Origin of the sequence: Streptomyces sp. XH2, assembly GCF_049725035.1 — a bacterium.
GTDB lineage: Bacteria > Actinomycetota > Actinomycetes > Streptomycetales > Streptomycetaceae > Streptomyces > Streptomyces roseoverticillatus.
On record NZ_JBMMMZ010000001.1, the window covers coordinates 125856 to 151027 of the forward strand.

Here is a 25172-nt window from a genome sequence, read left to right on the forward strand (position 1 = left end):
GGGGCCCGACCGCTGTACGTCGACGGCTCGGTCGCCCAGGCGTCGAGATCCTGGGGGCCTGGTAGGCCGCCGGGTACTGCGCGTCGAACCCGTGGCCCGGCAGGTCGACGGCGGAGCTGCGGTGCCCCAGCAACGCCAGCTCCCGCTGGACGGCGCCCACATGGACGAACCGGAGCCGGACCCGTGAACCAGCACGAACGTAGGCCGGCGGGGTGAGCACCCATGATCGGGATCGTAGCGACCACACCTCGGCATAGCTTCTGAACTTCGGCGCCGGCCGGACCGCTACTTCAGTTGCGGTCTCTCCAGCACCTCGACCACCAGGTCCTGACCCGCCTGCTGCAGGAAGCCGGACCCGCCCGGAACTACCGCCGGCCGGCGGCCTGCTCGAGCAGCCAGCTCTGAGCTGCTTCCAGGGCTTCGTCCCGGTTGCCTGTCGCTGGGCGTGGGTCGGCGGCGATCTCTTTATCCGGTGGAATCGCCGCGTCGTATGTACGACCTGTCCGGTCGGCGTCCTTGACTTCCGTGAGGACCAGCCTGGCTCCGTCGGACAGGCGGTACGTCTGGTTTCCCGTGGGGACACCATTGGTGCGCTCACCGAAGAATTGTGTACGGGGGCGTGCTCGGAAGGCCACCGCGACCGCTTCCCCCGCACTGGCTGTCCGGTTACTGGTCAAGACGGCAACTGGTGGGGCGCCTTGGGTGACAGGCCGGCTGTCTCCCCAGCCGGTCGGCTCGCCGTCTGCGTACGGGGCGCCGCGTTTGATCGACCAAACCGTTTTCCTGCCGTCGGCATCCACGAACATGCCGACCTTGCCATCGCCCAGGACAGGCCCCACGACGGCCAGCATCGGCCACATGTTGCCGCCTGTGTCCGAGCGTAGATCCACCACCCAGCCGCAGACGCCGGTCCGATCCGCCTTCGCCACGATCTCCCGGCCTTGCCGTACGTACTCGTCGTACGTCTTCTGAGACCCCTGCACCCCGGGGAGAGAAACATACCCGATGCCGGATTTCAGTGAACGGCCCTGCGGGCCTTCGAAAGAGACCACAGAAGGTTCCGGACTATTTTTATCCGGCTCCGGCTCCGGCTCCAAGAAACGACTGTGTCCATCGCCCAGGGAGTACAAAGCCCAGTCGATGGCGCCATAGGTGTCCGCAGGTTTCTGTGCACCGTGGGCGTGCGCGAACGCTTGGCCGCGCACGTCCCCCCAGTCAACCTGGTGACGGAGAAGAGAATGCTTCTCCATGATGCTCAGCGCTTCCGACAAGTAGGTCTGTGCACTGGGCGACATCTCGGCACCTGGTGGATCAGCCGAGCGGCTCGTACATCCCGTAGCCACGATCACCATCCCGGCCAGCGCAGCACAGGCCGCCGTGCACAGTAAACCGCCCTGCCTCATCCGTCCCCCCTCACAGGCTCTCAGCTCACAAGCCAATCTAATGAGGTTCTCCCTGTAGGTGTTCCAGCGGTAGCTCACTGTGACAGCACCGGCCCTCGGCAGCAACATGCGCGGGCCGTGGCCCCAGCCGTCCACGGCGCGGACCTCGTGCGCCGCGAGTCACGACACCGTGAGGACACCGCCCTCCATCGCGCCCGAGCAAGCCTCGCGAGGTTTCCCCGCGTCCTTGCCCCGGTCGTCGTCACGCCTTGATGCCCGGCGGGATCACCCGGGTGCCGCGCGTGCCCTACCGGCGTGGCGTGCCGGGCCGGTCGACGCTTGACGGGTAGTACCGTTCGAGCCGGGAGATTCCATGAAACGTCAGGTCAACCGATGTGCCTCTGCCGCGCTGGCCATCATGCTGGGCGGGGCCGGACTGACCGGGTGCTCGTCGAACAAGCCTGCCGGTTCCGCCGCGTCCTCGGCCGCGTCCGCAGCCAGGTCGGGGGCGTCCGCCGTCGCCTCCGCCGCCAGCAGTGCGGCAGCCTCCGCGGTCTCCTCGGCAGTCGCCTCCGCCGAGGCGGCCGCCGAGGCCGCCCTGGCGAAAGTCAAGGGCGGCCTCAACGCCAAGGCGGACGTCACTCTCGGCACCGTCGTGTCCAGCTCCGGCGGCCATGCCGAGGTCCCGGTGAACGTCACCAACCACGACACGAAGGCCAGGCGCTACACCATCCTGATCAACTTCAATGACCCGTCAGGCAACCTGCTCGACATGACCGTCCTCGACATCCCCGAGACCGCCGCGGGCGGCACCGCCCATGCCACTGCCCGGAGCAACAGGAACCTGACAGGCACGATCACCGCCGAAGTCCGCAACGCAGTGCGGTACTGACGCCTCACATCACAAACCAAGACCGACACCAGGGCAGGCGGGTCCATCCCGATGCACTGCCCGGCGAATCCTGGGGCACTGCACGGCCCGATAAGGGCCGCATCCGAACGGCGGATGGCTGCCGCGCCAGCCTCGCCTGCCCGGGGCAGGTTGCACCGACGACGGCTCCGGGCAGGCACCGGGCAGTCCCTCGCACGCACGGGAAGAGCTTGCCATCGGGTCCAGCGACCCTATGCCGCAATGCATGGCTATGGCCAACGCATCGGCTTCGTCCGGAGCCCACGAGGCGGCGCCCGACCGCCGTCGTGACACCTGCGTCCGGCTCCCATACCCCGGCAATTACGCGCCGCGACTCCCCGCCGCCTGCATTGCACAGCACGCGGTCAACCGCAGCGCCCCCCGGTTCTCAGTCGAGATCACCGGCCTGCCCATGCCGCTCGCCATGGCGGCCATCACCCGTATGGACTACCCGATATGCCGAAGAGGAGGGATCACCGTACGAGTGTCGGTCCAGATGTCCGCCTTGCCGAACATCTGCTCCCCTCGTGAAGGTCGCCATGAACCCTCTCCGCACCCACGCCTTCGTCGCGGCAGCGGCACCCGTGGCCCTGCTGATCGACCTGGCAGCCCCGGTCGCGGCTGCGGACGAGCCGCTGCCGAGCACACCCGAAGTCCCGCGCGCGGTATGTGACACGCCGGCTGTCAACGCGGTCCTCACCGCCCAGGGAGGCATCGCGCTCAGGAAATGCAGCGACGCGAAGGTGACAACGTCTGCCGACCGCACGCCAACACGGCGTGCGGTCGGCAGAGCCGTGCCGGGACCAGGGGATCTGCCAGCCCGGTAAACCCAGCCGGGTCGTACACGAGCCGCTTCGCTCGCCGTACGAGGTAGGAGGTAGGCGGCGCGCGCATTCTCAGCCGTCGCGGCGGCGCGCCATGCACCGCCTTGCGGCGAGCAGCACACCGCGATCAGTTGACAACGTCAACCATTGAGGTTTACCTTCACCACATTACTTGAGTGCATGAACCATCCATGCCCTTAAATTGTTGCGCTCGCCCTCTGGAGCCCTTCATGACTTCCGCGCTTTTCGTCGTCACCGGCGCCGACCACTGGACGCTGGCTGACGGCACCCCGCACCCGACCGGATTCTGGGCGGAAGAGCTCGCCGAACCCCATCGGATCTTCCGCGAGGCGGGCTACCGGATCACCGTCGCGACGCCCGGCGGCGTCGCCGCTCCCGCCGACCCGGCCGGCCTGAGCGCCGAAGCCAACGGCGGCCGGGAGCGGGCCGGCCGTCTCGCCGCCTATCTCGACGCCATGAAGGACGACCTCGGCACCCCGGCGGCGCTGGAGGATGTCGATCCGGACGACTACGACCTCGTCTTCTACCCCGGGGGCCACGGCCCGATGGAGGACCTCGCGCTCGACTCCGTCTCCGGCCGGATCCTCACCCGTACGCTCGACTCGGGCAAACCGCTCGCCGTGGTCTGCCATGCTCCTGCCGCGTTGCTCGCCGCTCGCCGTGAGGACGGCAGCTGGCCATTCGCCGGATACCGGATGACTGCGTTCAGCAATGCCGAGGAGATAGCGGCCGGCTTCGCCGACCGAGCCCGCTGGCTGCTTGAGGACCGCCTGAAGGAGCTCGGCGCCGAGTTCGTCGCCGCGGAGCCGTTCAGCCCGCACATCGTCATCGACCGCAACCTCTACACGGGCCAGAACCCGGCCTCTTCCGCAGAGCTCGCCCACGCCTTGGTCGCCGCGCGGGCCGCCGCAGAGAACGCGAAAGCGAATGCGGAAGCGAATGCGGAAGCGAATGCGGAAGCGAATGCGGAAGCGAACCTGGAAGCGAACGCCGGACCGGATGTCGTGCCGGCCACGGATCCGGCCACCACGGTTGCCCGGCTGCGGGACGGGTTCGCCACCGGTCGTACCAAGCCGCTCGCCTGGCGGCTCAGCCAGCTGCACGGCCTGCGCGCACTGCTCACGGAACAGACCGACGTGCTCCTGGCCGCCCTCCGTGCCGACCTGGGCAAGGGCCCTAAGGAGGCGTACCGCACCGAGATCGGCTTTACGCTGAACGAGTTGGACCACACCGTCGCGCACCTGGCGGAGTGGCTCGCTCCACGGCCGGCGCCCGTACCGGAGGCCTTCCAGCCGGCCGAAGCGCGAGTGGTCCGTGATCCGCTCGGTGTGGTGCTGGTCATCGCACCGTGGAACTATCCGCTGCAACTCGCGCTGACCCCGGTGGTGGGTGCGCTCGCCGCGGGCAATGCGGTCGTGGTCAAACCCAGCGAACTGGCGCCGGCGACGTCGGCAGCCCTGGCCCGGCTGCTGCCGCGGTACCTCGACCCGCGGGCCGTCGCCGTCGTGGAGGGCGCCGTCCCGGAGACCACTGCGCTGCTGGAGGAGCGTTTCGACCACATCTTCTACACCGGCAACGGCACGGTCGGACGCATCGTGATGGCCGCAGCCGCCCGGAACCTCACTCCCGTAACCCTGGAACTGGGCGGCAAGAGCCCCGTGCTGGTCGAGCCCGACGTCGACCTGGAGGCCACCGCCCAGCGGATCGTCCGCGGCAAGTTCCTCAACGCGGGCCAGACGTGCGTCGCGCCCGACTACGTACTGGCCATCGGCAACACCGCCACCGCGCTCGAAGAGCACCTGGCCGCAGCGGTCCGAGCGCAATACGGCCAGGACCCCTCGAACGACGAGGAGTACGGGCGGATCGTCAACGAGCGGCACTTCGACAGGCTGACCGGGCTTCTGGGCGAGGGCCGCATCGTCACCGGCGGAGGGCACGACCGGGCGGACCGCTACCTCGCCCCGACCGTGCTCGCGGACGTTTCCCCGGAGGCACCGGTGATGCGGGAGGAGATATTCGGGCCGATCCTGCCGGTGATCGGCGTGCCCGACCTGGACGCGGCGATCGCCTTCGTCAACGGGCGCGACAAGCCCCTCGCCCTGTACGCCTTCACCGACTCGCCGCGAACCAAGCAGCGGCTGGCCGACGAGACCTCCTCCGGCGCCCTGGTCTTCGGTCTGCCGGTCTCCCACCTTGCCGTACCCGACCTGCCGTTCGGCGGCGTGGGCGAGAGCGGGATGGGCCGATACCACGGCGAGTACTCCATCGAGACCTTCAGTCACACCAAGGCCGTACTCGACAAGCCGCCGGCCTGAACCCCACTCCCTCGCTCCCCCGCTCCCCCGCCTCTCCGCCTCTCCGTTTCCCTCGCGCCTGCGCAACTCGGGACACTCCTACCAGAAGGACATCCGACATGAACCCGGCCCACCACGTCACGGCCGTCGCGACCGAGACCGCCAGATTCGTCGCCACGGTGAGGGGAGCCGATCCCGCCACCCCGGTGGCGTCCTGCCCCGGCTGGACCCTGGCCGACCTGACACGCCACACCGGCAGCGTGCACCGCTGGTTCACCGTCCTGCTGAGCCGGCGCATCCAGCAGCCGCCGACCAGTCGCGAGGTGGACCTGCACCTGCCGGAGCAGGCCGACGCCTATCCGGACTGGCTGGTCGCAAGTGCCGCGGAGGCCGCCCAGGTGTTCGCCGCCACGGATCCGGACGCACCGATGTGGGCCTGGGGGCGCGACCAGCACGCCCGGTTCTGGGTCCGCCGCATGCTCTTCGAAACGCTCGTGCACCGAGCCGATGCCGAACTCGCGCTCGGGCTCACGCCGCACATCGACCACGCACTGGCGGCGGACGGCATCGACGAGTTCCTCACCAACCTGCCGTTCGCTTCCTTCTTCGCACCCGGGACCGCCGAACTGCGCGGCCCTGACCGGACCATTCGCTTCAGCTGCACGGACGGCGACGAGGACTGGGTGGTCCGCCTGCAGCCCGACGGATTCGGGCTGGTGCCCGACGATGCCCAGGCCCGTACGGCTGCGGCGGACGCCACCGTCCGGGGGACAGCCGCGGACCTTCTCCTGCTCCTCTACGGCCGTCTGAACCGCAACAGCGACGCCTTCCAGTTGCTCGGCGATGAGGATCTGATCGCCCACTGGTTCACTCACTCGGCCTTCTGACGGCCGCTTCTCGGACAGCCCCGGAACCCCGCCCCCGCGATCGGGCGGAGGCGCAGGGGCGGGGTTCCGGTGGTCTGCCGGGGAGCGGGCGCAAGCGTCCTCCTCCGGTCAGGCCTGGCCGGGCCGGGGCGGACGCGGCTGGGGGAAGGCGGTGCGCAGGTCCTCCGTGTGCCGGGTGCCCGCCGCGTCGCCGGCCCCGGCCGGTTTGACCACGGCGAGAGGGGCGTAGTGGTAGTCGGTGCCGTGCGGTTCCCTCGGCAACGGGTTGCCCTGGGGGTCGGCCGGCCATTCCACGTCACCGGTGACGACGCGGGCGGGGATGAGCCAGTAGTCACCGCTGTGGTACCGGCAGGGCTTCGCGGGGTCCTCCGGCGAGAAGCGCACTGCGATCCCGTCCTCCAGGGTGAGCCAGGTGCCCTCCACGACGGGGAGGGCTCCGTTTCCTCCCTCCGCCTGCCCTGTCGGCGTGGCCGTCTCCGCCGACTTGCCGGCCGCGGCGGCCGCGGCGGCCGTGCCGTTCGGCGACTCCTCCGTCGGGCGGTGGTCCCATCTGCGCAGCACCGGGTGGAGCGCCGGGTCGGTGCCGGCGCCCGGCCACTGCGGGTCCTGGGCGGGGGCGGCGTCCAGGAACACGTGCCGGGCGGTGTGGTCGATGTCCGTCACCCGGTAGAGGCGTGTGCGGCCCGGGGCGGCGTCATCGTCAGGGGCGGTGTCGTCGGCGGTGCGGCAGATCACGGCGTCGTCGACGATCTCGACCATGTCGCCGGTGTCCAGTCCGAGGCCGCCGTCGCGCCCGAGCGTGCCGACTTCGACCACGGATCCGTTGACGGACAGGACGGGGAGGGCGACGGAGGCGTTCTCACGCGACCATTTGAAGGTCGCGGTGCCGGCCGGGCCGCCGCGGTGGATCTCGACGCGGTAGAGCTGGTTCTCCGGTCCCCGGTAGCCGGGGCCGGGCGGAAGGCCGCGGTCGCCGTCCTCGGCCCGGGATTCCCCGGCCTTGGCCTCGAGGCGGGGGCGGGGCCCGAGCCTGTCGGCCAGCCGTCCCCTCAGGAACGAGACGGGAGAGAAGGGCGAGCCGGCTGCGTCCGTGAAGAAGTCCCCGGTCAGGGGCATCCAGTCGAGCTGCCAGACGACTCTGGTCCGTACGGCCGTGTCGGGTCCGTGGGGGCCCAGGGCGACCTCGCGGATCGCGGGGACGTCGGCGGCCGTGACGAGGCGCTCCCACACGCGGAGGTAGACCAGGAACGTCTCCTCGGGCAGGGCCTTGTGCGTGTCACGGGCGGGATCGAGGTGGCCGTCGGGCTGGTTCCAGTAGTCGGTGCCCTTGGGGCACTCGCACAGGATGCCGTCGACGTACATGTTGCCGCCCGTGACGGCGAATGTGCCGCCGGCGAAGGAGACGGAGAAGCCGCCCGGGGAGCTTCCGTCGGCGGGGGCCGGGAAGGCGGCGGGTCCGAAGATGTCGGCGGCCAGGGTGCGCAGGTGATGCAGCAGGATGGCGGTCTGCTCGTTGATGTCGGCGTCGAGCTGGACGCGCCCCTGCTGGGAGAGGACGGCGGAGAAGCGGCGGGCCGCGTCGAAGGTGACGCGTGAGAAGTCGCCTTGCATGGTGGTGGACTCCGTGGCGGGGCGGTGGGTCAGGTGGCGAACAGGACGGTGGCGTCGCAACCGGCGGGGGTGTATTCGGCGAGGCGCGTGCGGAGGTTGTCCTCGCGCTGCGGCTGGAAGAGGTCGTGCAGGGCTCCGGGTTCCGCTCCGTCCTGGGCTCCGCGGCGTACGGAGTCGGGAGAGCCGTCGGCGAGCTGGAGGTAGCCGGGGGTTCCGTAGCGGGTGCTGGTGAAGCGCAGGGAGGCGGCGGCCGGGTCGCCGGAGTGTTCGGGTTCGCAGTGGAAGCGCTGCGGTGTGCGGGAGGCCGGGGGCAGCCAGCTGAACCGTACGCAGCCTGCGGAGCGGCGGGCGACGTGGACGTCGCCGTCGAGGAGGCAGTCCTCGACGAGGCCGGCCGCGTGGACGCGGACGGTCCCGATGACGGTGGTGCGGCGGGCATGGAGGACGGCGTGGGCGTGCCGGCCCTCGGGTCCGGTGAGGGCGGCCAGGTCCCGGTCCGTGGCGTCGAGCACGCTGTCGGAGAACCACAGCTGGTTGGGTTCGGCCGACTCTTCGGCGTGGGTGACCGTGACGGTGCCGAGGATGCTGTGCTCGGCCTGGACGCAGGCGGGCGTGTCGATGAGTTCGAGCCCGGGTTCCTCCGGTTCCTGCGGCCGGCAGTGCTCGTCCAGGTCCCAGCCGGGCACCAGGGTGCAGTGGCGGAGGGTCAGCTGTCCGACCTCGCCCCGGACCTGGACGCTGCGGCCGGTGACGAGCAGCCCGTCGAGGGTGATCCGGGGCGGGGGTCCGTCGCCGTCCCCGGTGCCCACGATGCGCAGGGCGTCGGGGCGGTTTCCGGTCCAGTCGAGGAGCCGCAGGACGGGGCGGGAGCCGTCCGCCGCCCGCAGGACGAGGTGCTCGCCCCGGTCGAGCCGGATCTCCAGGACGTCCTGGTGGACAGCGTTGCCGTTGATCTCGATGGTGTCGGAGGGGGGTGGCGGGGGGTCGGCGGGGACGGGCGGGCGTTTGCGGGCCGGTGTGCGGGCCGTGGTCCGCACCGGGCGCTCCGCACGGCGTCGGCGCTCCTCCCAGCGCCTGGTGTCGTCGCGCCACTGTTCCAGGTCGGCACGGCGCTGTTCGAGTGCGTCGGTGATGCGCTCGTGTGCGCAGCCGGGGCCGACACGGTACGGGGTGCGGGCGCCGGGGGCGGCCGGAGGGCCGGGCCGGGGGTATTCGCCGCCGCCCAGGTCGGCCGGGAAACCGTGGTGGTACGTCACCCAGAGGCCGCTCTCGGGGGCGTCGCGGGGGGCGAAGGCGATGCGGCCGAGGACCGGGTCGACGGCGATCTGCCCGGGGGTGCTCCGGTGGGCCCACCCGGACAGGTCGGCGGCCACGATGCGGCGGAGGGGGACGGGTTCGCCGTCCGGGTCCCCCACCCACAGGCACAGGCTCTTGCCGGGGCCGTAGTGGTCGTGGAGGCGGGCGGCCAGGGTCCGTCTGCCGAGGGGCGCGGGGACGTTGGTCTCGTCGGCGATGTGGCAGGGCGAGGGTTCGGTGACGGGGCGGGTGAAGAGCCGGGTGTCGTTGCCCAGCACGCTGAAGGTGTAGCGGTTGCGGGCCCGGTCCAGGCAGTGGGCGGGGGCCCGGGTGACGGAGTGGGCGCTCAGCCGCCACACGTGGAGGACGACCCCGGGGATGTTGTAGCGGCCGGAGCGGCGGGCCGCTCCGGTGCGCGCCACCTCGGCGGTGCGCGCCAGGTCGTCGAACGGCCCGCCGAGACGGTCGAGCGCCTCGGTGCGGCGCAGGTCCGCGAGGCCGCCGCGGCGCAGCCTGCGGCGGGCCGCCGCGTCGTCCGCCGTGTACCGGCGGACCGGCTGGGTGACGGCGAGGAGACGGCGGTACTCGACGGCGCGCGCGGGCAGGTCGGCCACGTCGCGGGCCAGGTCTTCCAGAAGGGCGAGGGTGCCCTTGCGGCGGCGGTTGGCCACAGTGGAGGCCACTTCGCGGCGGGGAACGGCGGAGGCGAGGAGGCGGTGGGCTTCCTCCGTTCCGGAGGGCGGCATGGCGGCGACGCCGGGCGGCGGGCGGTAGCCGACGAGTTCGCCGAGGTAGGGGACGACCCAGTCCGCGCAGGTTTCGATGAACCAGTCGGCGTACATGCGCTCGATGTCGGCTTCGACGACGCCGGCCTGTTCGGCGATGACCGAGAGCAGGGCGCGCAGTTGCCCGCCGTTGCCGGCATCGCGGCGCCGGTGGACGGCGGGCAGCAGGTCGTACAGCTGATCGGGGTTCACGGGATCCTCCGCAGAACGAGCGTTTCGGGCACGGCGGGGTCGAGGACGACCAGCTGGGCGGCGCGCGGGCCCTGGTGTACCACCAGGCTCCGGCCGAGGTCCTCCGGGCCGATGCCGGGCCGTACCCCGGGGTTGAGGGCGATGAGCTCCTCAAGAGTGAGCCCGTGCCGCAGGGCGACGGCGGTGAGGGTGTCGGACTGGGAGACGGTGTGAAGGCTCGGGCCGTGCCTGGCCGGTTCGGCGGCGACCCAGCCGGTGGCGTTGGTGAGCTGTCGCGCCAGGCCGCTCAGGGCGACGGTGTCGATGTCGTCGGGGATGCCTCCGAAGACGTCGACGGCCACGTGTCCGACGCCCGGGACCGCCTGGGCCGCGGCGACGGCCGCACTCACGTGGACGGGCCGGCCGAGTTCGGCCGCCGCGAAGCCGAGTGCGTCGTACAAGGCGCGGCGCACGGCAGGTTCGACGTTCTCCCACAGGTAGCCGGGCAGGACGCTCACTCCTGCCCACAGAGCGAGGAGGACGCGCTCGCGGAGGTCGACGCGGACGGGCAGGGCGGGTTCCCCGTACTGCTGGAGGGCTGTGCGGAGCGCGGCCGTCAGGGGTGATCCGGCGTCGAGGGGGACGTCGCCGGCGGCGGCGACGGTGACGTGGACGATCCGGCTCGTTGCGCCGGTGAGGTGCTGTGCCGACGCCTTGCCGATGCCGGCGAAGGCGAGGGCGAAGTCCTCGTAGTCACGCAGGGACACCAGCCGGTCGAGGGCGCGCAGGCGCAGCGGCACACGGGCCCGTGCCGCCGTGGCGTCGTCGGCGTCGGTGCCACCGGTCGCGGGCAGGGGGTTGGTGACGGCGCTGACACCCAGGGGTCTGCTGACCACCTGGTTGACCGCGCCGGCGGGGACGTTGCCGGCGCTGCCACTGCCTACGCGGTACTCGGCGGTGACGTTCTCGTTCCCCGTCGGGATGCGCCTGCCGTGCTTGCCGTCCCCGAAGCGCACGCACGCGGCTCCGTCGGGGCCTGTGCGGAGGTAGTGGCCGGTGCCGGTGGGTCCGAGGTCGGCGAGGTCGGCGCACCGGGGCCAGGCGATGCCGCCCACGCGGACGGTCAGAGTGTCGGCGGCACCGGTGGGTGTGGCGGCGGGAAGGCTGGTGAGGGGCGAGCGGCGCAGGACGAACGTCTGTCCGGCCTGCGCCGCGTCGCCGCTGCCCAGGACCTCGCGGCAGCTTTCGCCCGCCGTGGCGGGAACGACGTTGCCGTGGACGACGACCGTGTCCCGCCGGTAGGTGTAGGCGAGTTCGGTGGTCAGGACGAGCGTGGTGCACAACCGGTCGCCGGGCTTCATGTCCTGGGTGTCCTGGAGGACTCCCGCGATCATGACCAGCTCGGTGCCCCGTACGCCGGTGGTGCGCGGCACGTCGGTGCGCTCCCCCGAGACGATCAGCCATCGACCGGGGCTCAGGCCCTCGAAGGTGTCGTCGAGTTCGATCTTTTTCCCGGAGACCCGGTCGTCCAGGGGGGTTTCAGCGGTGGTCAGGGGCTCTCCCGCAGCCCAGACGGTCACGAGGCGGCGGGCTTCCCCGACCCGGTAGTCGCCGGACAAGCTCTTGGTGAGGGTCAGGCGCGTCACCTTGAAGGCCAGGCCACCGTCCACGACGGAGAGTTGAACCACATCTTTGACGTCGCGGAGGTGCACCCTGTTCTCGCCGGCCTTCTCCACCACGATCCGGCTGCCGGGCAGGATCGTGTCGTACACGGCGTCGAGGGTCAGCTGGTCGGCGGCGTGATCGTCCACGTTGAGCAGGGGCATTTCGAACTCGGGCTTGCCGGGCCCACCAGCCTCGGGGTTGGCCCGGGGTGCGAGCGTCGCGCCGCACAGGGCGGCTTTGACGCGGAGCCACTGGATGCCTGTGAGCGGCGGGGGCCCGGTGAGGTCGGCGGTGCTCATGGCCTGGTAGAGCTGTCCGGCGAGCTGGGGCCGGGTTGCGGCCAGGAGCCTGGGGAGGGCGTCGGATCCGGGCCCGAGGAGGGCGTCGACGGGGGTGGCGATGTCGCGGGGGCCGGCCGGGGGCCGGGAGGGCGGGCGGTTGAGTGCGGCGAGCGCGGGGGTGAGGCGGAGGAGGGCGTCGTCGGCAACGGTCTCGTCGCCGCCTTGTGCGGTGCGGCCTGCAGGGCCTTCGGTGAGCTCGTGCAGGGCGAAGAGGTCGGGCGAGCCGGTGGCGCGGGCTGCCATGTCCCGGACGAGGCGGCCCGCTTCGGCGACCGGGGTGAGCCAGTCAGTGATCGGTTTCCGTCCGGCGGCGCCTGCGACGGCCAGTTGTTCGTCGATGCGGTTGAGCGGTCCGGAGAGGTCGTCGAGGAAGCTGTCGGGGCGCGGGGGGTTGTTGCGGTCGATGTGGTGGTGCTTCGCCTCGAGCACCGCGTGGCGCAGCACGGCGTGGCGCAGGGTGTCGAAATGAACCGTGTCCGGGTCTGCGACGTCGCCGGGATCGTCGGGGGGCGCCGGTGGGGCCGGTTCCTCGGGGACGGCCGGTCCGGGAGTGCCGCCCGGTTCCCGGGTTTCATCCGGTTCAGGGGTGACGACCTCGTGTGACCGGTCGTCGGGGGGTGGCCCGGGGATGGGGGTGATGACCGTCGGTGCCTCGGAGTCGGGGCGGGGCGGAAGGCCGGGGGCTCCGGGGGCGGCGAAGCGGGGCGCCTCGTCGGGCGGCGGCGGAACGGGGGCGATGGGCGGGACGGGGGCGACAGGCGGGACGGGCGCGACGGGAACCGGCTTCGGGCGATTGCGCTCCGCTTCGTCAGTGGCGTCGAGGAGGGCTTGGAAGACGGCCGCGTAGTCGCGGATGGTGCTCGGCAGTTCGAGCATCACGGTGGTGCGGTTCGCCGCAGGGTCGGGCTGCGTGCTGTAGACCGTGCGGACGCTGCCCTGTCCCGTGGCGGCGAAGAGGAAGAGCAGGCGGTCTCCGGGGCGTAGTCCGGGGTGGATACCGGCCAGTTCCACGGCCGGTGTCTTCAGGGCGGTGTCCGGGTCGATGACGGGCGCGGCGGTGCGGCGCACCGGGAGCCGGTTCCACTCGGCCCGGGCGTCGACCGCCTCCGACGTCTCGAAGGTCTGGGGCAGTTGTCCGGGGGCGGGTGTGCTCTTCACCTGGGATCCGGCGGGAATGGTGGTCCGGGTGCCGGGGTCGAGGGTGTAGGCGAGGTAGGTGCCGGCGGCCAGGGCGGGACGGGGCCGGTGGCCGACGAGCCGCCCGAGCCGGGTCAGGGAGTCCGGTTCGGTGGCGGTGGCCAGGTACGCCTCGTTGGCGATGCGCTCCTGGTAGAAGGTGAGGACGTCGGCGATGACGGCCCAGCCGTCGAGCAGGGCGATCGAGAAGTCGTCCGGCGTGCGGTGTGTCAGGCCGGCGAGCGCCTGATGCCGGGCGTCGGAGAGCCGGGCCAGCATGGTGTCGAGGAACTGGCCGTGGGTGCCGGCGCGGTAGGCGATGGCGGGCAGTCCGGGCCGGTTCCAGACCCGGACGGGAGTGGTGACGCGGCAGCCGCAGGGGCAGGTGGGGCCGCTCATCGTCCTCCTTGCAGGGTGAGGGTGAGGCGTCCGTGCTCGGGGTGGGCGGGGTCGTCGTCCAGCCGGGCGATCTCCAGGGGCCGGACGGAGAGGGAGCCGGAGGGGGGCAGGTCCCTCCCCGTGTCGTCGCCGTGGCGGCGCAGCCGGGTCACCTCGGCGCAGCGGACCCCGGGTACGGCGAGCACGGCGGCGATCAGGCGGCTGATGTGGACGGGGGTGCCGAAGCTCAGGGCGTCGGGGTCGAAGAATCCGGAGCGGCCGTCGGGCCGGCGTCCCGGTCGCAGGGTCCGCAGCACTTCCTGCCCCACGTGGGCCGCGACGAAGGAGGGGTCCACCTGGACGGTGAGGTCCAGGTCCAGGGGGACGGTGACGGCGGGGCCGGTGACCACGTCGTGTCCGATGCGCCGGTAGGGGTGCATGGCCTGGCGTACGTCGTCGAGCAGGTGGGACGGTGCTTCGGGGGTGCCGAGGGCGTCGACGGCGATGTCGGCCTCGTACCAGCTTCCCGTCCAGCGGAGGGTCGCCGCCGTGCGCTGGACGCCGGGCCGTGCGCCGGCTAGGGCCGCGTAGTCCTCTGCGGTGACGGCTCGCCGGAGCTGCTGGAAGGGTTCGCGGGGGGCCAGGCGGCGGACGGTGTCGACGGGTTCGGGGTCGGTGCCGCCGGTGGCGGGCAGGGGGTTGCGGACCCGCAGGACGCGCGGTGCGGTGGCGGTGCGGAAGGCGACGCGGTTGATGGCTTCGGCTCCGATGTTGCCCGCGCGGCCGTTGCCGGTGCCGTAGTGGGCCGTCAGTGCGGTGCCCGGCAGGGGTGCGGTGCCCGTCCGGCCGTCGCCGAACCGCAGGCTGGTGACGCCGTCGTCGTCGGTCTCGGGGACCACGTGACGGTCGCGGGGGCCGCTGGCCAGGAGGTCGCGCCGGGGCGTCCACTCGGTGCCCGGGGGGTCCGTGGTGCCCGCCTGCTGCGGCTGGGGGTCGTCCGCGCGGACGGTCAGGACGGGCAGGGCCCGGCGCGGTGCGGTGCGGAGGGCGTGGCGTGCGGGGCCGTACCGGGCGGGGCTGTCGGGGTCGATGCTCCTCCACGCCTCTTCGCCCCAGGTCTGGCGGATCTCCCAGCCGATGTCCGCGGAGCCGAGGACGCGTCCGGAACGGGCCTGCCGGACCAGTGTGTCCAGGCGGCTCAGCCGGGGGGCGAGGAGGTGGTCGAAGCGCGAGAGCAGCCCGTCCAGGACGCGGCCCGGGTCCTGGTCCGTGGACAGGCCCTTCGTCGCGGTGGTGCCGAACAGCGTCTCCAGGAAGGCCCGGTCGTCCGCGGGGAGGGGGCCGGGAGTGCTCCGGAGGGCGCGGATGCGGCGGCGGGTCCGTTCCGGCAGGGCCGCGAGTGCCCGGGCCTGGGCGGCGGCGACGGCGCCGGGTGCGGGGAAGGGCGCGGACCGGGTGATGTTCCTGCCGCCGAGGGTGTGGACGAACGCCGGGGCGGGCTCCGGTGCCGGGTCGGGGGCGGGGCAGCCGAAGTCCGGAGGCGTGCAGTCGCGCGGGGCGGCGGGGCCGGGCGGTGCGGTGAACCGCTCTCCTGCGGCGCCGGGTTCCCAGGTGTTGAGGAGGCCGTGTTCGACGAGGACGGTGTTGCCGCGCGCCACGGCCACCGGGCGGTCCTCGCAGTCGGGTGCCGTGCGGGCGCTGACGCACAGGGGGAAGGCGAGGGCGTCCTCGGCGGCCCAGGCGACCTCGACGACGGGGATGTCGCCGAGCGGGTCGGTGCCGGGCGTGACGCGGGTGAGGCGGACCGCCTGCCGGTGCCCGGGGTCGGCGTCGGCTTCGGCCCCGGTGGCGGGGCCGCGTTCCTCTTCGAGGACGAGGACGTCGCCGGGGACGAGGCGCAGGAGGCGTTCGGTGCCGTCCTTGCCGGTCCATTGGTCGCGGAGGGTGGCTTCGGTGGCGCCCGCGGGCAGTCGGCACTCTTCGCCTCCCCACGTCCACAGTTCGATGCGGTTGTGGCCCGGGCGCAGGTGGATGGGCCGGGTCTGCTGCAGGGGTCGGGTCTGCTGCAGGGGCCGGAAGCAGACCCTGCCTTGTGCGGCCAGTTCCCTTGAGGGGATCACGGCTCCGGTTCCGGAGAGCCGCTCGGGCGGCACGACGGCGAAGGCCACGTCGTGGGGGGACAGGGTGAGGTCCTCGTCCGTCTCGACGCAGACGAAGGTCCGGGCCGCGCATCCTTCGTGCATGGCGTAGTCGACGAGCCGGGCGTGACGGCGTACGGAGGTGCGCAGGCGCGCGGTGTCGAGGTAGGCCTCGGTGGCGACGGCGTCCTGCTGGTAGCTGAGCCGGTCACCGACGTAGGCGAGGAGTTCGACGAGGGTGAGGCCGAGGTCGGGGGCGTGCTGTTCGGACCAGTCGGGCATGGTCAGCGCGAACCGGTCCAGCAGCAGGCGGCGGAAGCTCGTGTAGTCCTTGGCCAGGTAGTCGATGGCCGGACCGGCAGTGGGGGCCGGCGGTGGGCAGGGAGGCGGGCCGCTTCCGCAGTCCGCGGTGTCCGCCTGCGGCAGCCGGAAGGTGAAGGTGTGCGCGGCGTAGCGGGGGTCGATGCCGTCGCCGGTCACGTGCAGCCGGTAGGGGGAGGTGTCGCCGGGGTAGTCGAGGGTGAGGTGCAGCCGGCTGCCGCGCTCTTCCCCGGTGTCTGCGGCGGGGTACACGGTGACGACCCGGATGCCGGTCGTGCGGAGGCCGCCTTCGATGCGGAAGCTGCGGGCGTCCAGGTCGCCGGGCGGGGTGCCGAAGAACTCGACGGTGAGGCTGCGGCGGTCGCTGCCGGCCGTGATGTGGTCGATGCCCGCGAGGCCCTGGGCGCGGGCCCGCGCCCGGCGGGGGGCGTCGTCGCAGAGCGGCATGCCGGTCATGCGGCCGTCCCGCCGTCGAGGCGGACGGCGCGGAGCTCGCCGGTGGCGGTGAGCCGGTAGCTCAGCGAGACGCGCAGGGTGGACTCTTCGGCCGTGACGGTGAGCGACTCGACGGTGAGCAGGTCGCCGAGCCAGCGTTGCAGGGCGGCCTGGGCGGTCATCTGGACGGTCGCCGTCAGTTCGGGCCCGTTCGGGTCGAAGACGAGGTCGAGCAGGCCGCAGCCGAAGTCCGGCCGGTTCACTCGCTCTCCGGGCGCGGTGAAGAGGACCTGCTCGACCATGCCGCGGACGTGGTCGGCGTGGTCGGCGGCGGCGGTGCGGCCGCGGTCGTCGACGCGGTAGGGGAAGGCGATGTTCATCGGTGCTCAGAGACCCTTCACCTTGAGCTGCATCATCTGGACCATCGGCGGTCCCGGCGCGGGCACCCCCGTGCCGGCGCCGGGGCTCGGCGGCGGCGCCGGCTGGAGCACGACGGGCTGGCCGAAGACGCGCACCTTGGCCGAGAACTGCTGCCACTGCACGGTGGTGCAGAACGGGTTGCCGGTGGGGGCCAGTGCGCAGCCCGCGACGAGCCAGGTGTCCAGGGCCGTGGCGACCGGCTGCATGCCGGTGCACACCTTCTGCTGGGCCGGTACCGGGAGGGTCACCGTGCCCGGCGGGTGGGCGCACATCACGCTCGCTCCGAAGTGGAGGATCAGTCCGGGCATCCGCCGCTCCTCACACCAGGACCGTCAGGGCTTCGCCGTTGATGCTCACCAGCGGGCCCCGCAGCGTGATGGACGCCTGCCCGGGGCCGCAGGTGAGCTCGATGCCCGTCGCGTCGATGGTGATGGAGGGGCCCACCGGGCCGAACTGCAGCTTGACGCCGCCCGTCGGGGCGTCGCTGAGGACGAGGGCGTTCTGCTGCGGTGTCGACAGGACGACCTGGGCGGTGCCGGCGGGCGTGGCGGCGGCTGCCAGGGGGACGTCCTGCGGCCCGTCGCGCCAGAACCCGACCCACACGGGCCGGCCGGGGTCCCCTTCCAGGAACTGCACCCACACCCCGGAGCGGACCAGCGGGACGACGTACATCCCGCTGCCGGTGCCCGCCAGGGGCGTCAGGGGCGAGGCCCACACGGTGACGTCGCCGAGCACGTCGGGCACCCGGACGTAGAGCCGGCCCTGCTGCAGGGGGTCCTCGTTGGATTCGACGACGCCCTGGTAGAGGCTGTGGAAGCGGGGCGCGGCCGGAGCGGTCATGGAATCACCACCGGTGTGTTGGAGACGAACCCCTCGCGGACGAGGCTGAAGCTCTGCCGGTACTCGCCGCGTTTGATCTCGTGGGTCACGCTGCGCACGTAGTACAGGCCGTCGTGGGCCGGGCCTGCGCCCCGCACGCCCACCAGCCCGCGGGCCTTCAGGACGTGCCCGTAGCGCAGGACGTCGAGGCTGCCCTGGGCCGTGACGGCGTCCCGGGTCTCCGCGGTGCGGGAGAGCCCGAGCAGGAGCTTGTCCGGCAGCGATCGCCCGGTCAGGTCGGGCAGGGGCTTGCGGGTGAGGGCGGGGGCGGGGCGCACGGCGAGGGGCGGGCGGAGCAGGGAGACGTCGGGCACGGGGACCGGGACGGTGGTCTTGACGACGGGCAGGGTGACGTCGACGGTGTACTCCGTGGCGGACAGGCCGTCGTAGGCGAACCTCAGGGATTCGACGTTGGTGGCGGCGTCGCTGTTGACGGTGAGCGCCGGCTGGGGCACGCCGGTGCGCGCTTCGGGACCCCAGTAGGCGATGTTGGCGCCCGGCAGGGGGCCCGGTTCGATGAAGAACACGTATCCGGACTGCTTCGCGAGTTTCTGGAGGTAGGCCAGATCGGTGTCCGCCTGGACGGGTTCCTCGCCGCCGGGCAGGGGCAGGGCGTCGATCACCGGAGGGACGGCCACGGGGATGATCCCGTACTCGATGTACCGGGCGCACACCATGGACACGCGGAGGTGGCGCGGCTGGCCCGTGAAGGAGGCCCGCCGGTGCTCCAGCCGCATCAGGAGCGACAGGTCTTCTCCCGTAAGAGTGAGGGTGGCGCCGCCCGGCCCGGTCCCGGGGTCCAGCTCGTGACGGGTGATCACACCGTCCATGAGGACGTGGGGCACGCCCGAGACCACCGCCACGACGATCACTCGCTTCGTGGGGTCCAGGAGGCCCGTCGGCAGCAGCACGCGCGTGAGGGGCGAGTCCTTGCTGACGGCGAGGGTGAGCTGGAAACCGCTGGCCGCGTCGCTGCTCGTGGTCACCTGCACCGACTGGAGGGCGTCGGTGAGGATCGCGGGGGCGGGCACGGCCACCTTCTCCCCCACGAGCAGCATCAGCTGCAGGCTGCTGGTCATGCCGGTCCGTCCACCGGCCCCGACGAGGTGGTGCCCGAGGGCAGGGTGATGCGCAGGCGGCGTCCGGGCACCGCCGTCAGCTCCTCCGGCCGCAGGACGCGGTGGGCGTCGGCGATCAGCCAGGCCTGTGCCGGGTCCCCGAGGTGGCGGGCGGCGATCCGGTCGAGCCGGTCGCCGGGCCGCACGACGTGTTCGCGTACGGTGACCAGTTCGCCGGGCCGGGGCAGGAAGCGCCGCCGCACGTAGGTGACGACACGTCCGTCCGGTGCGGTCCACGTCGCGGTGGGGAGGGCGTGGTAGCGGCTCGTGGGATCGAACATCACTGCCTTCCTCGGGGTTCCCGGCGCTCAGACACCGGTGAGCCCGACGGCTCCGGGCCCGTTGCCGGTGAGGCTCGCGAGACGTTCCTTCTCCTGGTGGTAGCGCAGGTAGAGCGCCCCGGCCTTGTGCCCGGACGCGACGTCGTCGGTGGTGAGGGTGCGGGCGGACAGGCCGACCTTGGCCCGGATCGGGTTCAGGTCGCCGTCGTACGCCTCCTCGGTGACGGTGAACTCGGTGATCCGCACCGGCAGGACCCGGCGCGTTCCCAGGACCAGCACCGGCAGTGGTGCCTCCACCGGCGCGATCTCGATCATCCCGAGGCCGGCGAGCTCCCGCTCGTGGATCAGCTGCGCGCTCGCCGGGTAGACGGCCGTTTCCAGGGCAGCCAGCGTGGCGGAGAGCCCGTCCCGCCCGGCCGGGTCCGGGCGGCCGGCCCCGGGCTGGTCGAGCGCGTCGAACTCGGCGTCGAACCGGAACGTCTCGCGTGGCGGGCCCTTGAGCCGCAGGGCCTCCAGCCGGTCCCCGGCGTCCTCCCCCACGCCCCGGGGCTGGAGCGTGCGCGTGAGGGTGTCGGGGTTGTACTGGAACGGCGCCACGCGCAGCACGCGGCCCTGCTCGGGGTCGAGGAAGACGAACCCGCCGCGGAGGGTCGAGGGGGTGGTCACCGGGCGGCCCCCTTCGTCCGGCCGGGTGTGCCCGCGGCGGGGGCGCCGTCCGGGGCGGGGTTCCGCCCGCCCGCCGTACGGGGCTCCCCGGCCGCGCGGAGACTGCTGTGGACCGCCCGGGCGATGCGCCGCCCGAAGACGGCCGGATCGGCGTCCGCCGGTACTGGTGGCGCGCCTTCCCGGCGCGCCCGGCGGCTGCGGTACGGGGCGCCGGGCGCCCGGGACAGCAGCGCGCCGAGCTCTTCCTCCAGCGCGGAGCGCAGGGCGGGGGCGTCGTGCCGGTGGACGCCCTCCAGCACCAGCCGCCCGATGCGCAGTTCGATCCTCATACGCTCATCTCCGGCGCTCCCTGCTGTCCGTCCCAGGCGAAGTCGGCCTCGGACAACGGCATCTCCAGCTTGCGCAGTTCGGTCCGGGCGGCGGCCAGGACCGCGGGCATGCCGATCGGCCCTCCGGCCGAGGCGGCGGCGAAGGCGGCGTTGAGGGCGATGTTGCGGATCATGCCCCCGCTCAGGGGGAGGGCCGCCAGCCGGTCGGTGTCCAGGCCGTCCACAGGGGCGTGCCGGGGGAACGCGCGCTCCCACATGGCACGGCGCTCGTCGGGGCCGGGAAAGCCGAACGGGACGATGAAGCGCAGCCTGCGCAGGAACGCGGTGTCGAGCGCCCGCCGCTGGTTGGTCGCCAGGATCGCCAGCCCCCGGTAGGCCTCCATGCGCTGGAGCAGGTAGCTGACCTCGATGTTGGCGTAGCGGTCGTGGGAGTCCTTGACGTCGCTGCGCTTGCCGAAGAGCGCGTCCGCCTCGTCGAACAGCAGGATGGCACCGCCGGGCTCGGCGGCGTCGAAGAGCCGGCGCAGGTTCTTCTCGGTCTCGCCGATGTACTTGCTGACGGCCGCCGACAGGTCGACGCGGTACAGGTCCAGGCGCAGGTGCCGGGCCAGGACCTCGGCGGCCATGGTCTTGCCCGTGCCGCTGGGACCGGTGAAGAGCACGCTGATCCCGAGCCCCCGCCGGATCCGGTCCCCGAACCCCCACCGGTGGTAGACGGTGTTGCGCTGCGCGACCTGGTCCGCGACCTGCCGCAGGAGCGCCGTCTCCTGGGCGGGCAGCACGATGTCGTCCCAGCCGACCCGGGGTTCGAGCCGCTGCGCCAGGGGGCCCAGGCGCGGCCGGGTCCGGGCCCGGCAGGCGTGCCAGGCCGCCTCGGCGTCCGCACCGTGGACGGTCGTGATCTCGTGGATCGCGGGCAGGTCCAGCGCGAACTGACCGGCCAGGCGGTCCGCTTCCTCCGGTGGGAAGGCCGTGCGCCATGCCGCGGCGCGTTCGCCGGGCGGGGGCGGTGCGATGTCCACGCCGGCCGTGACGGCGGCCAGCTCCGGGCGGCTCTCCCGGGTGGCGACCATGCACGGTCCGCCGCTGCGGTCGAGGAAGCGCCGCAGGCGCCCGGTGGTGTCCGCGGTTCCCTCCCCGGTCTCGTCCTCCATGTCGAGGAGGAGCGCCAGGGGCAGCAGGAGCGCCTCGCGCTGCCAGAGCCGGGCGACGGTGTCGAGGTCCGCCGCGGCCTCGGGCAGCAGCGCGGCGGGCAGCCCGTACAGCAGGTGCCCGGTGGCCTCGGCCGCACGGGCGGCGACCGACCGCTTTCCTTCCCGGTCCGGGCCGAGGAGCTGGATGACGGGGAGCCGCCCGCCCGGCTCCACCGGCTGCCGCCAGTGGGCCACGGTCTCTTCGACCGCCGCCTGCCGGGAGGCGGGCGGGTCTTCCGGGGCGGGGGCGGCATCCGGGGAGACGAGGGTGACGAGGGGTTCGAGGCGGTCATCGAGGTAGTCGAGTCCCCGGAGGTGGTTCACGATCCGCTCGTCGGCGCACAGCGGGCTGGTGACGAGGGCTTGTCCGGCCGAGCGGTCGGCCTCCACGAGCCGCCAGTAGCGCAGGCCCCTGTAGGGCGAGAGGACGTCCCACGCCGGGCCGGGCAGGAGGGACAGGGCCAGGGCGAACGTCGGGAAGGGAAGGGCCGGGTCGCCCTGGGCCCGGGCGCACAGCTCGGCGATGCCCGGGTCCAGCTCCGGGGCCGCGCACAGGAGGAGCGTGTGCTGTTCGAACGCCGACAGGGCGAGCAGGCGGCCGAGGCCGACCAGGGCGGGCGGCGGTTCGGCCTCTGCCGCGCGTTCCATCGCCTCCCGCGCCGCGGAGAGTTCGGTGTCGCCGTCCGGGCTCCCGGCGCCGGATCGGCGGTCGCCGGGTCCGCCGCCGCCCTCCGCGCCGCGGCGGCTGAGCAGGAGCCGCAGCCACTGCAGGGCTGCGGTCAAGTACTGGTTGTTGCGGGCTTCCCACTCCTCCCGCCCGGTCCCGGTCATGTCACCTCCACCGCCATGTCGGCGAGGAACCCGGGCGGTGCGGCCGCCGGGTCGGCGACGGGGCTGTCGACGCCGTCGACGCGCAGCCGGACCACGAACCGGCCGGTGCGCGGCGGCACGAAGCGGAACTTCAGGGTCTCCTCGCTGTCGCCGGAGAACGCCTCGGCCTCGACGGGCGTGTCGCCGACCAGCAACTGGGCCCGCTGGCCGGCGAGCACGGGAGGTGTGCAGGAGACCGTGACCCGTACCCGCCCGTGCCCGTCGCGCTGCACGGACTGCGGCAGCCCGCCGGGACGGGGCGCGATCGCGAGGGGGACGGGCCCGGTCACCAGCCGTGTGCCGTCGTCCGCGGTCAGCACCACCACCGCCGACCACGTGCCCGCGGCGATGCCGGGCCCCGTGAGGGTGGCGTGCACCTCGCCGCCGTTCTTCGCCTGCGTGGGCAGGATGACGCTTCCGAACAGCGGGTGGGTGAGGTGTACGGCCGGAACGCCGTCGTCGAGCCGGCTGCCGTGGAGGACGAGCGTGGCACCGGCCTGCGCCGCGGGCGGCGTCACCGTGGAGAGCACCGGCTCGGGCACCGCGGTGTCGGCGGCGGTCTCGGCTCCGCGGTCGTCGGTGCCGCGGCGCAGTACGGGCAAGGGGGTTCTGGGCGGTTTGGCGCTCTCCAGGAGGACGATGCGCGCCTCGTAGGCGACCGACATGCGGTACTGGCTCTGGAAGGCGCTCCAGAGCTTGGAGATGTCGTCGACGGTCAGGTTGACCGGGGTGACGCGCACCGGTTCCGGCTGCCGTTGGAGGTCGCCGGGCGCGGGGAAGTGGTCGAGGTCGGCCGGACGCAGTTCGCAGTGGTCGTGGAGGGCCGCCATGGCGGCGCCGAGGATCCGGTGGGCGAGCGCGTCGCGGGCGTCCCCGCTCGTGTAGGGGGTGAGCAGGTAGTGCAGGACCAGGGGCAGGGCCGGGCGGCCGGTCTCGCCGGGCCTGGTCCCGGGCGGGTCCATGGTGCGCCAGCTGCCGTCGACCGCCGTGCGGTACAGGAAGACGTTGAGGGCGGCGGCGGGACGGTCGGCGGCCACCTCGTCGGGCGGGCTCATGGTGACCGTGGCACCGTTGATCTTGCCGATGGCGCTCTGGAGGACGACCGTCAGCGCGTGGGTGACGGCTGCCACGGCGGAGTCGCTCATGCCCGGCCCCGCAGGTATTCGTCGAGGCTGAGCATGGGTCGGCGCCGGTCGGCGGCCGGGCCTGCCGGGGGCCGGTCGGTCGCGCGGACCTCCAGCCGGTCGATGCTGATGTGCACGACGGTTTCGGCGGTGCGGTCCGGGGCGGGTGCCGTTGCACGGGCCCGTGCGCCCGGCCTGCCAGGGGTGTCCGTCTTCCCGGTCTGCCGGGGCCGGGTTTGCGGGTGGTCCGGCGGCGCGCCCGGCGTGAACGGGCGTACGGGGTGGGCCGTCGGGGGGCGGTGCGGCGCGTGCGGGAACGGCGGTCCCGCCGGGTGGACGGCGTCGGCTGCGGCGGAGACGGTTCCCGTCGTCCCTCCCGCTTCCGTCGTCCCTCCCTCTTCCGTCGTCCCTCGCGCTTCCGGCGGGCCAGGGGGGACGGTGGCCGACGCCGGACGTGACGGGCCGGCTGCGGCGGCGCCCCGCGGGGAGCGACGCCGTACGGGCTCCGGGCCGGTGTCGGGCAGGGTTTCCCGGACGGGATGCCGCGGGGCAGGTTCCGGTGCGGCGGGTGGAGTTGAAGGACTCCTCGGCTCCCGTCGTCCCTGCGTGGCTGCCGCCCCGGCTCTGCCGCTCCGCGCCGTCTCGTCGTAGGGCCGCGCGAGGGCGCGGTGCGGCACGGGCTCCGCCCTCAGGGCCGGCGGCTCCACAGCCCCGGGCGCACGGCCCGCGCCGGGAGTGACCGGGCTGCCGGGGGCCGGCGGGGCGGATCGCTCCTCCCCCGCCACCGTGACCGTTCCGGGCGGCGGCTCGTCGTACGGCGCGGGTACGAGCGTGCTCTCCTGCCGCAGCAGCCGGGGCGTCTCCGGGTCGAAGAGCGTCGGCAGCCTCGGCCGGAGACCGGGCCCGGGCACGCCGAGCAGGCGGCCGACGAAGTCGCTCATCCCGCCGCCTCCAGGTAGAAGCGGCGCCGGGCCGGGCTGACGGCGAGCACGTCCGGTTCCGTCCAGCCGTAGGCGTGAGCCAGCGTGTGCACGTCGTGCAGGAGCCGGCGCGCGTACCTCTCGACCGCTGCCCACAGGTGCTCGGCGATGTCGAACGCGGCGGGCCATGCGTGCCGGCAGGAGGGGCAGGTCAGGTCCAGCACGGTGTCGGCGCCCGGGTCGAGGTCGGCGAGCCTGCCGCCGACGGCCTCGACCACGGCGTCGGGGAGGGGCCGGACGTCGGGCACCGCGCGGACGACGCAGCGGCTCACCAGGTCGCGGCGGGCCTCCGGGCCGGCGGGGTCGACGGCCAGCAGGTCGCGCAGGGTCAGCGCCCGGTAGGTCACCTCGTGTCCGGCGGCCCGGAGCCGGCCGGTGCGGGGCGGGGCGGCAGCCGGTACGGACGGCTCCGGCGGCCGCAGCTCGGCCGTGCCGACCGTGATGTCGAGGGGCTCGGCGCACGCGGGGCACTCGGCGCCGCACGGGAAGCTCCCGCCGAAGGACCGTTCCACCAGGCCGAGGAGCAGGGCGTGGACGGCGGCCAGGGAGCGGTCCGGGACGGGTTCCCCGGGCGGCGCCGCGGCCGTGGCGAGCAGCAGGGCCCGGGTGCGCGGGTCCTGCCCGCTCCCGGCCTCCCACACCGCCAGGAGCCGCTCCTCGGTGAGCTCGTGCACCCC

The 25172-nt window shown here is 73.2% G+C and carries 19 protein-coding genes and 1 pseudogene; 4 read left to right on the forward strand and 16 right to left on the reverse strand.

Annotation, left to right across the window (positions count from 1 at the left end):
• Positions 1-365: 365 nt before the first annotated feature.
• Positions 366-1352 carry a S41 family peptidase gene (locus ACOTKD_RS00630; protein WP_424886806.1) on the reverse strand — a complete coding sequence of 329 codons (987 nt, stop codon included), beginning with the start codon at positions 1350-1352 and terminating at the stop codon, positions 366-368.
• A gap of 403 nt (positions 1353-1755) precedes the next feature.
• On the opposite strand from ACOTKD_RS00630, the gene ACOTKD_RS00635 reads away from it, so the two are divergent.
• From ACOTKD_RS00635 to ACOTKD_RS00650, 4 genes and pseudogenes are all read left to right on the forward strand, one after another.
• Positions 1756-2274, forward strand: a complete 519-nt coding sequence (locus ACOTKD_RS00635; RefSeq protein WP_424886807.1) for a hypothetical protein — start codon at positions 1756-1758, stop codon at positions 2272-2274.
• A 1072-nt stretch (positions 2275-3346) separates the two neighbouring features.
• Positions 3347-4030 (forward strand): annotated as a pseudogene (locus ACOTKD_RS00640) (type 1 glutamine amidotransferase domain-containing protein); the annotation flags it as partial.
• A gap of 84 nt (positions 4031-4114) precedes the next feature.
• Entirely contained in the window at positions 4115-5452 is a 1338-nt protein-coding gene (locus ACOTKD_RS00645) for an aldehyde dehydrogenase family protein (RefSeq protein ID WP_424887348.1), read from the forward strand.
• Between the two features lie 98 nt (positions 5453-5550).
• Positions 5551-6318, forward strand: a complete 768-nt coding sequence (locus ACOTKD_RS00650; RefSeq protein WP_424886808.1) for a maleylpyruvate isomerase family mycothiol-dependent enzyme — start codon at positions 5551-5553, stop codon at positions 6316-6318.
• A gap of 108 nt (positions 6319-6426) precedes the next feature.
• Here the strand turns inward: ACOTKD_RS00650 and ACOTKD_RS00655 are convergent, their stop codons facing one another.
• Genes ACOTKD_RS00655 through ACOTKD_RS00725 form a run of 15 tightly spaced genes read right to left on the reverse strand, consistent with a single transcriptional unit; the run spans position 6427 to position 25169 of the window.
• Positions 6427-7929 (reverse strand): DUF6519 domain-containing protein, encoded by a 1503-nt coding sequence (locus ACOTKD_RS00655; RefSeq protein WP_424886809.1) that lies wholly within the window; start codon positions 7927-7929, stop codon positions 6427-6429.
• 29 nt (positions 7930-7958) lie between these two features.
• Positions 7959-10202 (reverse strand): hypothetical protein, encoded by a 2244-nt coding sequence (locus tag ACOTKD_RS00660; protein WP_424886810.1) that lies wholly within the window; start codon positions 10200-10202, stop codon positions 7959-7961.
• Entirely contained in the window at positions 10199-13762 is a 3564-nt protein-coding gene (locus ACOTKD_RS00665) for a putative baseplate assembly protein (RefSeq protein WP_424886811.1), read from the reverse strand. The genes ACOTKD_RS00660 and ACOTKD_RS00665 overlap by 4 nt, the downstream gene beginning before the upstream one ends.
• Entirely contained in the window at positions 13759-16656 is a 2898-nt protein-coding gene (locus ACOTKD_RS00670) for a putative baseplate assembly protein (RefSeq protein WP_424886812.1), read from the reverse strand. The genes ACOTKD_RS00665 and ACOTKD_RS00670 overlap by 4 nt, the downstream gene beginning before the upstream one ends.
• Positions 16653-17015, reverse strand: a complete 363-nt coding sequence (locus ACOTKD_RS00675; protein ID WP_424886813.1) for a GPW/gp25 family protein — start codon at positions 17013-17015, stop codon at positions 16653-16655. The genes ACOTKD_RS00670 and ACOTKD_RS00675 overlap by 4 nt, the downstream gene beginning before the upstream one ends.
• Before the next feature lie 6 nt (positions 17016-17021).
• Positions 17022-17363, reverse strand: coding sequence for a hypothetical protein (locus ACOTKD_RS00680; protein ID WP_424886814.1), 342 nt, complete (start codon positions 17361-17363; stop codon positions 17022-17024).
• 10 nt (positions 17364-17373) lie between these two features.
• A complete protein-coding gene (locus tag ACOTKD_RS00685; RefSeq protein ID WP_424886815.1) occupies positions 17374-17895 on the reverse strand; it encodes a phage baseplate assembly protein V in 522 nt (173 codons plus the stop codon).
• A complete protein-coding gene (locus ACOTKD_RS00690) occupies positions 17892-19013 on the reverse strand; it encodes a hypothetical protein (RefSeq protein WP_424886816.1) in 1122 nt (373 codons plus the stop codon). The genes ACOTKD_RS00685 and ACOTKD_RS00690 overlap by 4 nt, the downstream gene beginning before the upstream one ends.
• Complete coding sequence (locus ACOTKD_RS00695; protein WP_424886817.1) at positions 19010-19333, reverse strand: LysM domain-containing protein; 324 nt, start codon at positions 19331-19333, stop codon at positions 19010-19012. The genes ACOTKD_RS00690 and ACOTKD_RS00695 overlap by 4 nt, the downstream gene beginning before the upstream one ends.
• Positions 19334-19360: 27 nt before the next feature.
• Entirely contained in the window at positions 19361-19999 is a 639-nt protein-coding gene (locus ACOTKD_RS00700) for a hypothetical protein (protein WP_424886818.1), read from the reverse strand.
• Positions 19996-20328: a hypothetical protein gene (locus ACOTKD_RS00705; protein WP_424886819.1), complete on the reverse strand. Its 333-nt coding sequence runs from the start codon at positions 20326-20328 to the stop codon at positions 19996-19998. Before ACOTKD_RS00705 ends, ACOTKD_RS00700 begins: the two co-directional genes overlap by 4 nt.
• A complete protein-coding gene (locus tag ACOTKD_RS00710; protein ID WP_424886820.1) occupies positions 20325-22352 on the reverse strand; it encodes an ATP-binding protein in 2028 nt (675 codons plus the stop codon). Before ACOTKD_RS00710 ends, ACOTKD_RS00705 begins: the two co-directional genes overlap by 4 nt.
• Positions 22349-23536: a DUF4255 domain-containing protein gene (locus ACOTKD_RS00715; RefSeq protein ID WP_424886821.1), complete on the reverse strand. Its 1188-nt coding sequence runs from the start codon at positions 23534-23536 to the stop codon at positions 22349-22351. Before ACOTKD_RS00715 ends, ACOTKD_RS00710 begins: the two co-directional genes overlap by 4 nt.
• Positions 23533-24456, reverse strand: a complete 924-nt coding sequence (locus ACOTKD_RS00720) for a hypothetical protein (RefSeq protein ID WP_424886822.1) — start codon at positions 24454-24456, stop codon at positions 23533-23535. The genes ACOTKD_RS00715 and ACOTKD_RS00720 overlap by 4 nt, the downstream gene beginning before the upstream one ends.
• A complete protein-coding gene (locus tag ACOTKD_RS00725) occupies positions 24453-25169 on the reverse strand; it encodes a hypothetical protein (protein WP_424886823.1) in 717 nt (238 codons plus the stop codon). The genes ACOTKD_RS00720 and ACOTKD_RS00725 overlap by 4 nt, the downstream gene beginning before the upstream one ends.
• Positions 25170-25172: the final 3 nt, after the last annotated feature.

Bases quoted from the DNA above. Each gene is read 5' to 3' on its own strand.
- ACOTKD_RS00630 (WP_424886806.1), bottom strand. From the start codon at position 1,352: ATGGTGATCGTGGCTACGGGATGTACGAGCCGCTCGGCTGATCCACCA.
- ACOTKD_RS00635 (WP_424886807.1), top strand. From the start codon at position 1,756: ATGAAACGTCAGGTCAACCGATGTGCCTCTGCCGCGCTGGCCATCATG.
- ACOTKD_RS00650 (WP_424886808.1), top strand. From the start codon at position 5,551: ATGAACCCGGCCCACCACGTCACGGCCGTCGCGACCGAGACCGCCAGA.
- ACOTKD_RS00655 (WP_424886809.1), bottom strand. From the start codon at position 7,929: ATGCAAGGCGACTTCTCACGCGTCACCTTCGACGCGGCCCGCCGCTTC.
- ACOTKD_RS00665 (WP_424886811.1), bottom strand. From the start codon at position 13,762: ATGAGCGGCCCCACCTGCCCCTGCGGCTGCCGCGTCACCACTCCCGTC.
- ACOTKD_RS00670 (WP_424886812.1), bottom strand. From the start codon at position 16,656: ATGACCGGCATGCCGCTCTGCGACGACGCCCCCCGCCGGGCGCGGGCC.
- ACOTKD_RS00675 (WP_424886813.1), bottom strand. From the start codon at position 17,015: ATGAACATCGCCTTCCCCTACCGCGTCGACGACCGCGGCCGCACCGCC.
- ACOTKD_RS00680 (WP_424886814.1), bottom strand. From the start codon at position 17,363: ATGCCCGGACTGATCCTCCACTTCGGAGCGAGCGTGATGTGCGCCCAC.
- ACOTKD_RS00685 (WP_424886815.1), bottom strand. From the start codon at position 17,895: ATGACCGCTCCGGCCGCGCCCCGCTTCCACAGCCTCTACCAGGGCGTC.
- ACOTKD_RS00690 (WP_424886816.1), bottom strand. From the start codon at position 19,013: ATGACCAGCAGCCTGCAGCTGATGCTGCTCGTGGGGGAGAAGGTGGCC.
- ACOTKD_RS00695 (WP_424886817.1), bottom strand. From the start codon at position 19,333: ATGTTCGATCCCACGAGCCGCTACCACGCCCTCCCCACCGCGACGTGG.
- ACOTKD_RS00705 (WP_424886819.1), bottom strand. From the start codon at position 20,328: ATGAGGATCGAACTGCGCATCGGGCGGCTGGTGCTGGAGGGCGTCCAC.
- ACOTKD_RS00710 (WP_424886820.1), bottom strand. From the start codon at position 22,352: ATGACCGGGACCGGGCGGGAGGAGTGGGAAGCCCGCAACAACCAGTAC.
- ACOTKD_RS00715 (WP_424886821.1), bottom strand. From the start codon at position 23,536: ATGAGCGACTCCGCCGTGGCAGCCGTCACCCACGCGCTGACGGTCGTC.
- ACOTKD_RS00720 (WP_424886822.1), bottom strand. From the start codon at position 24,456: ATGAGCGACTTCGTCGGCCGCCTGCTCGGCGTGCCCGGGCCCGGTCTC.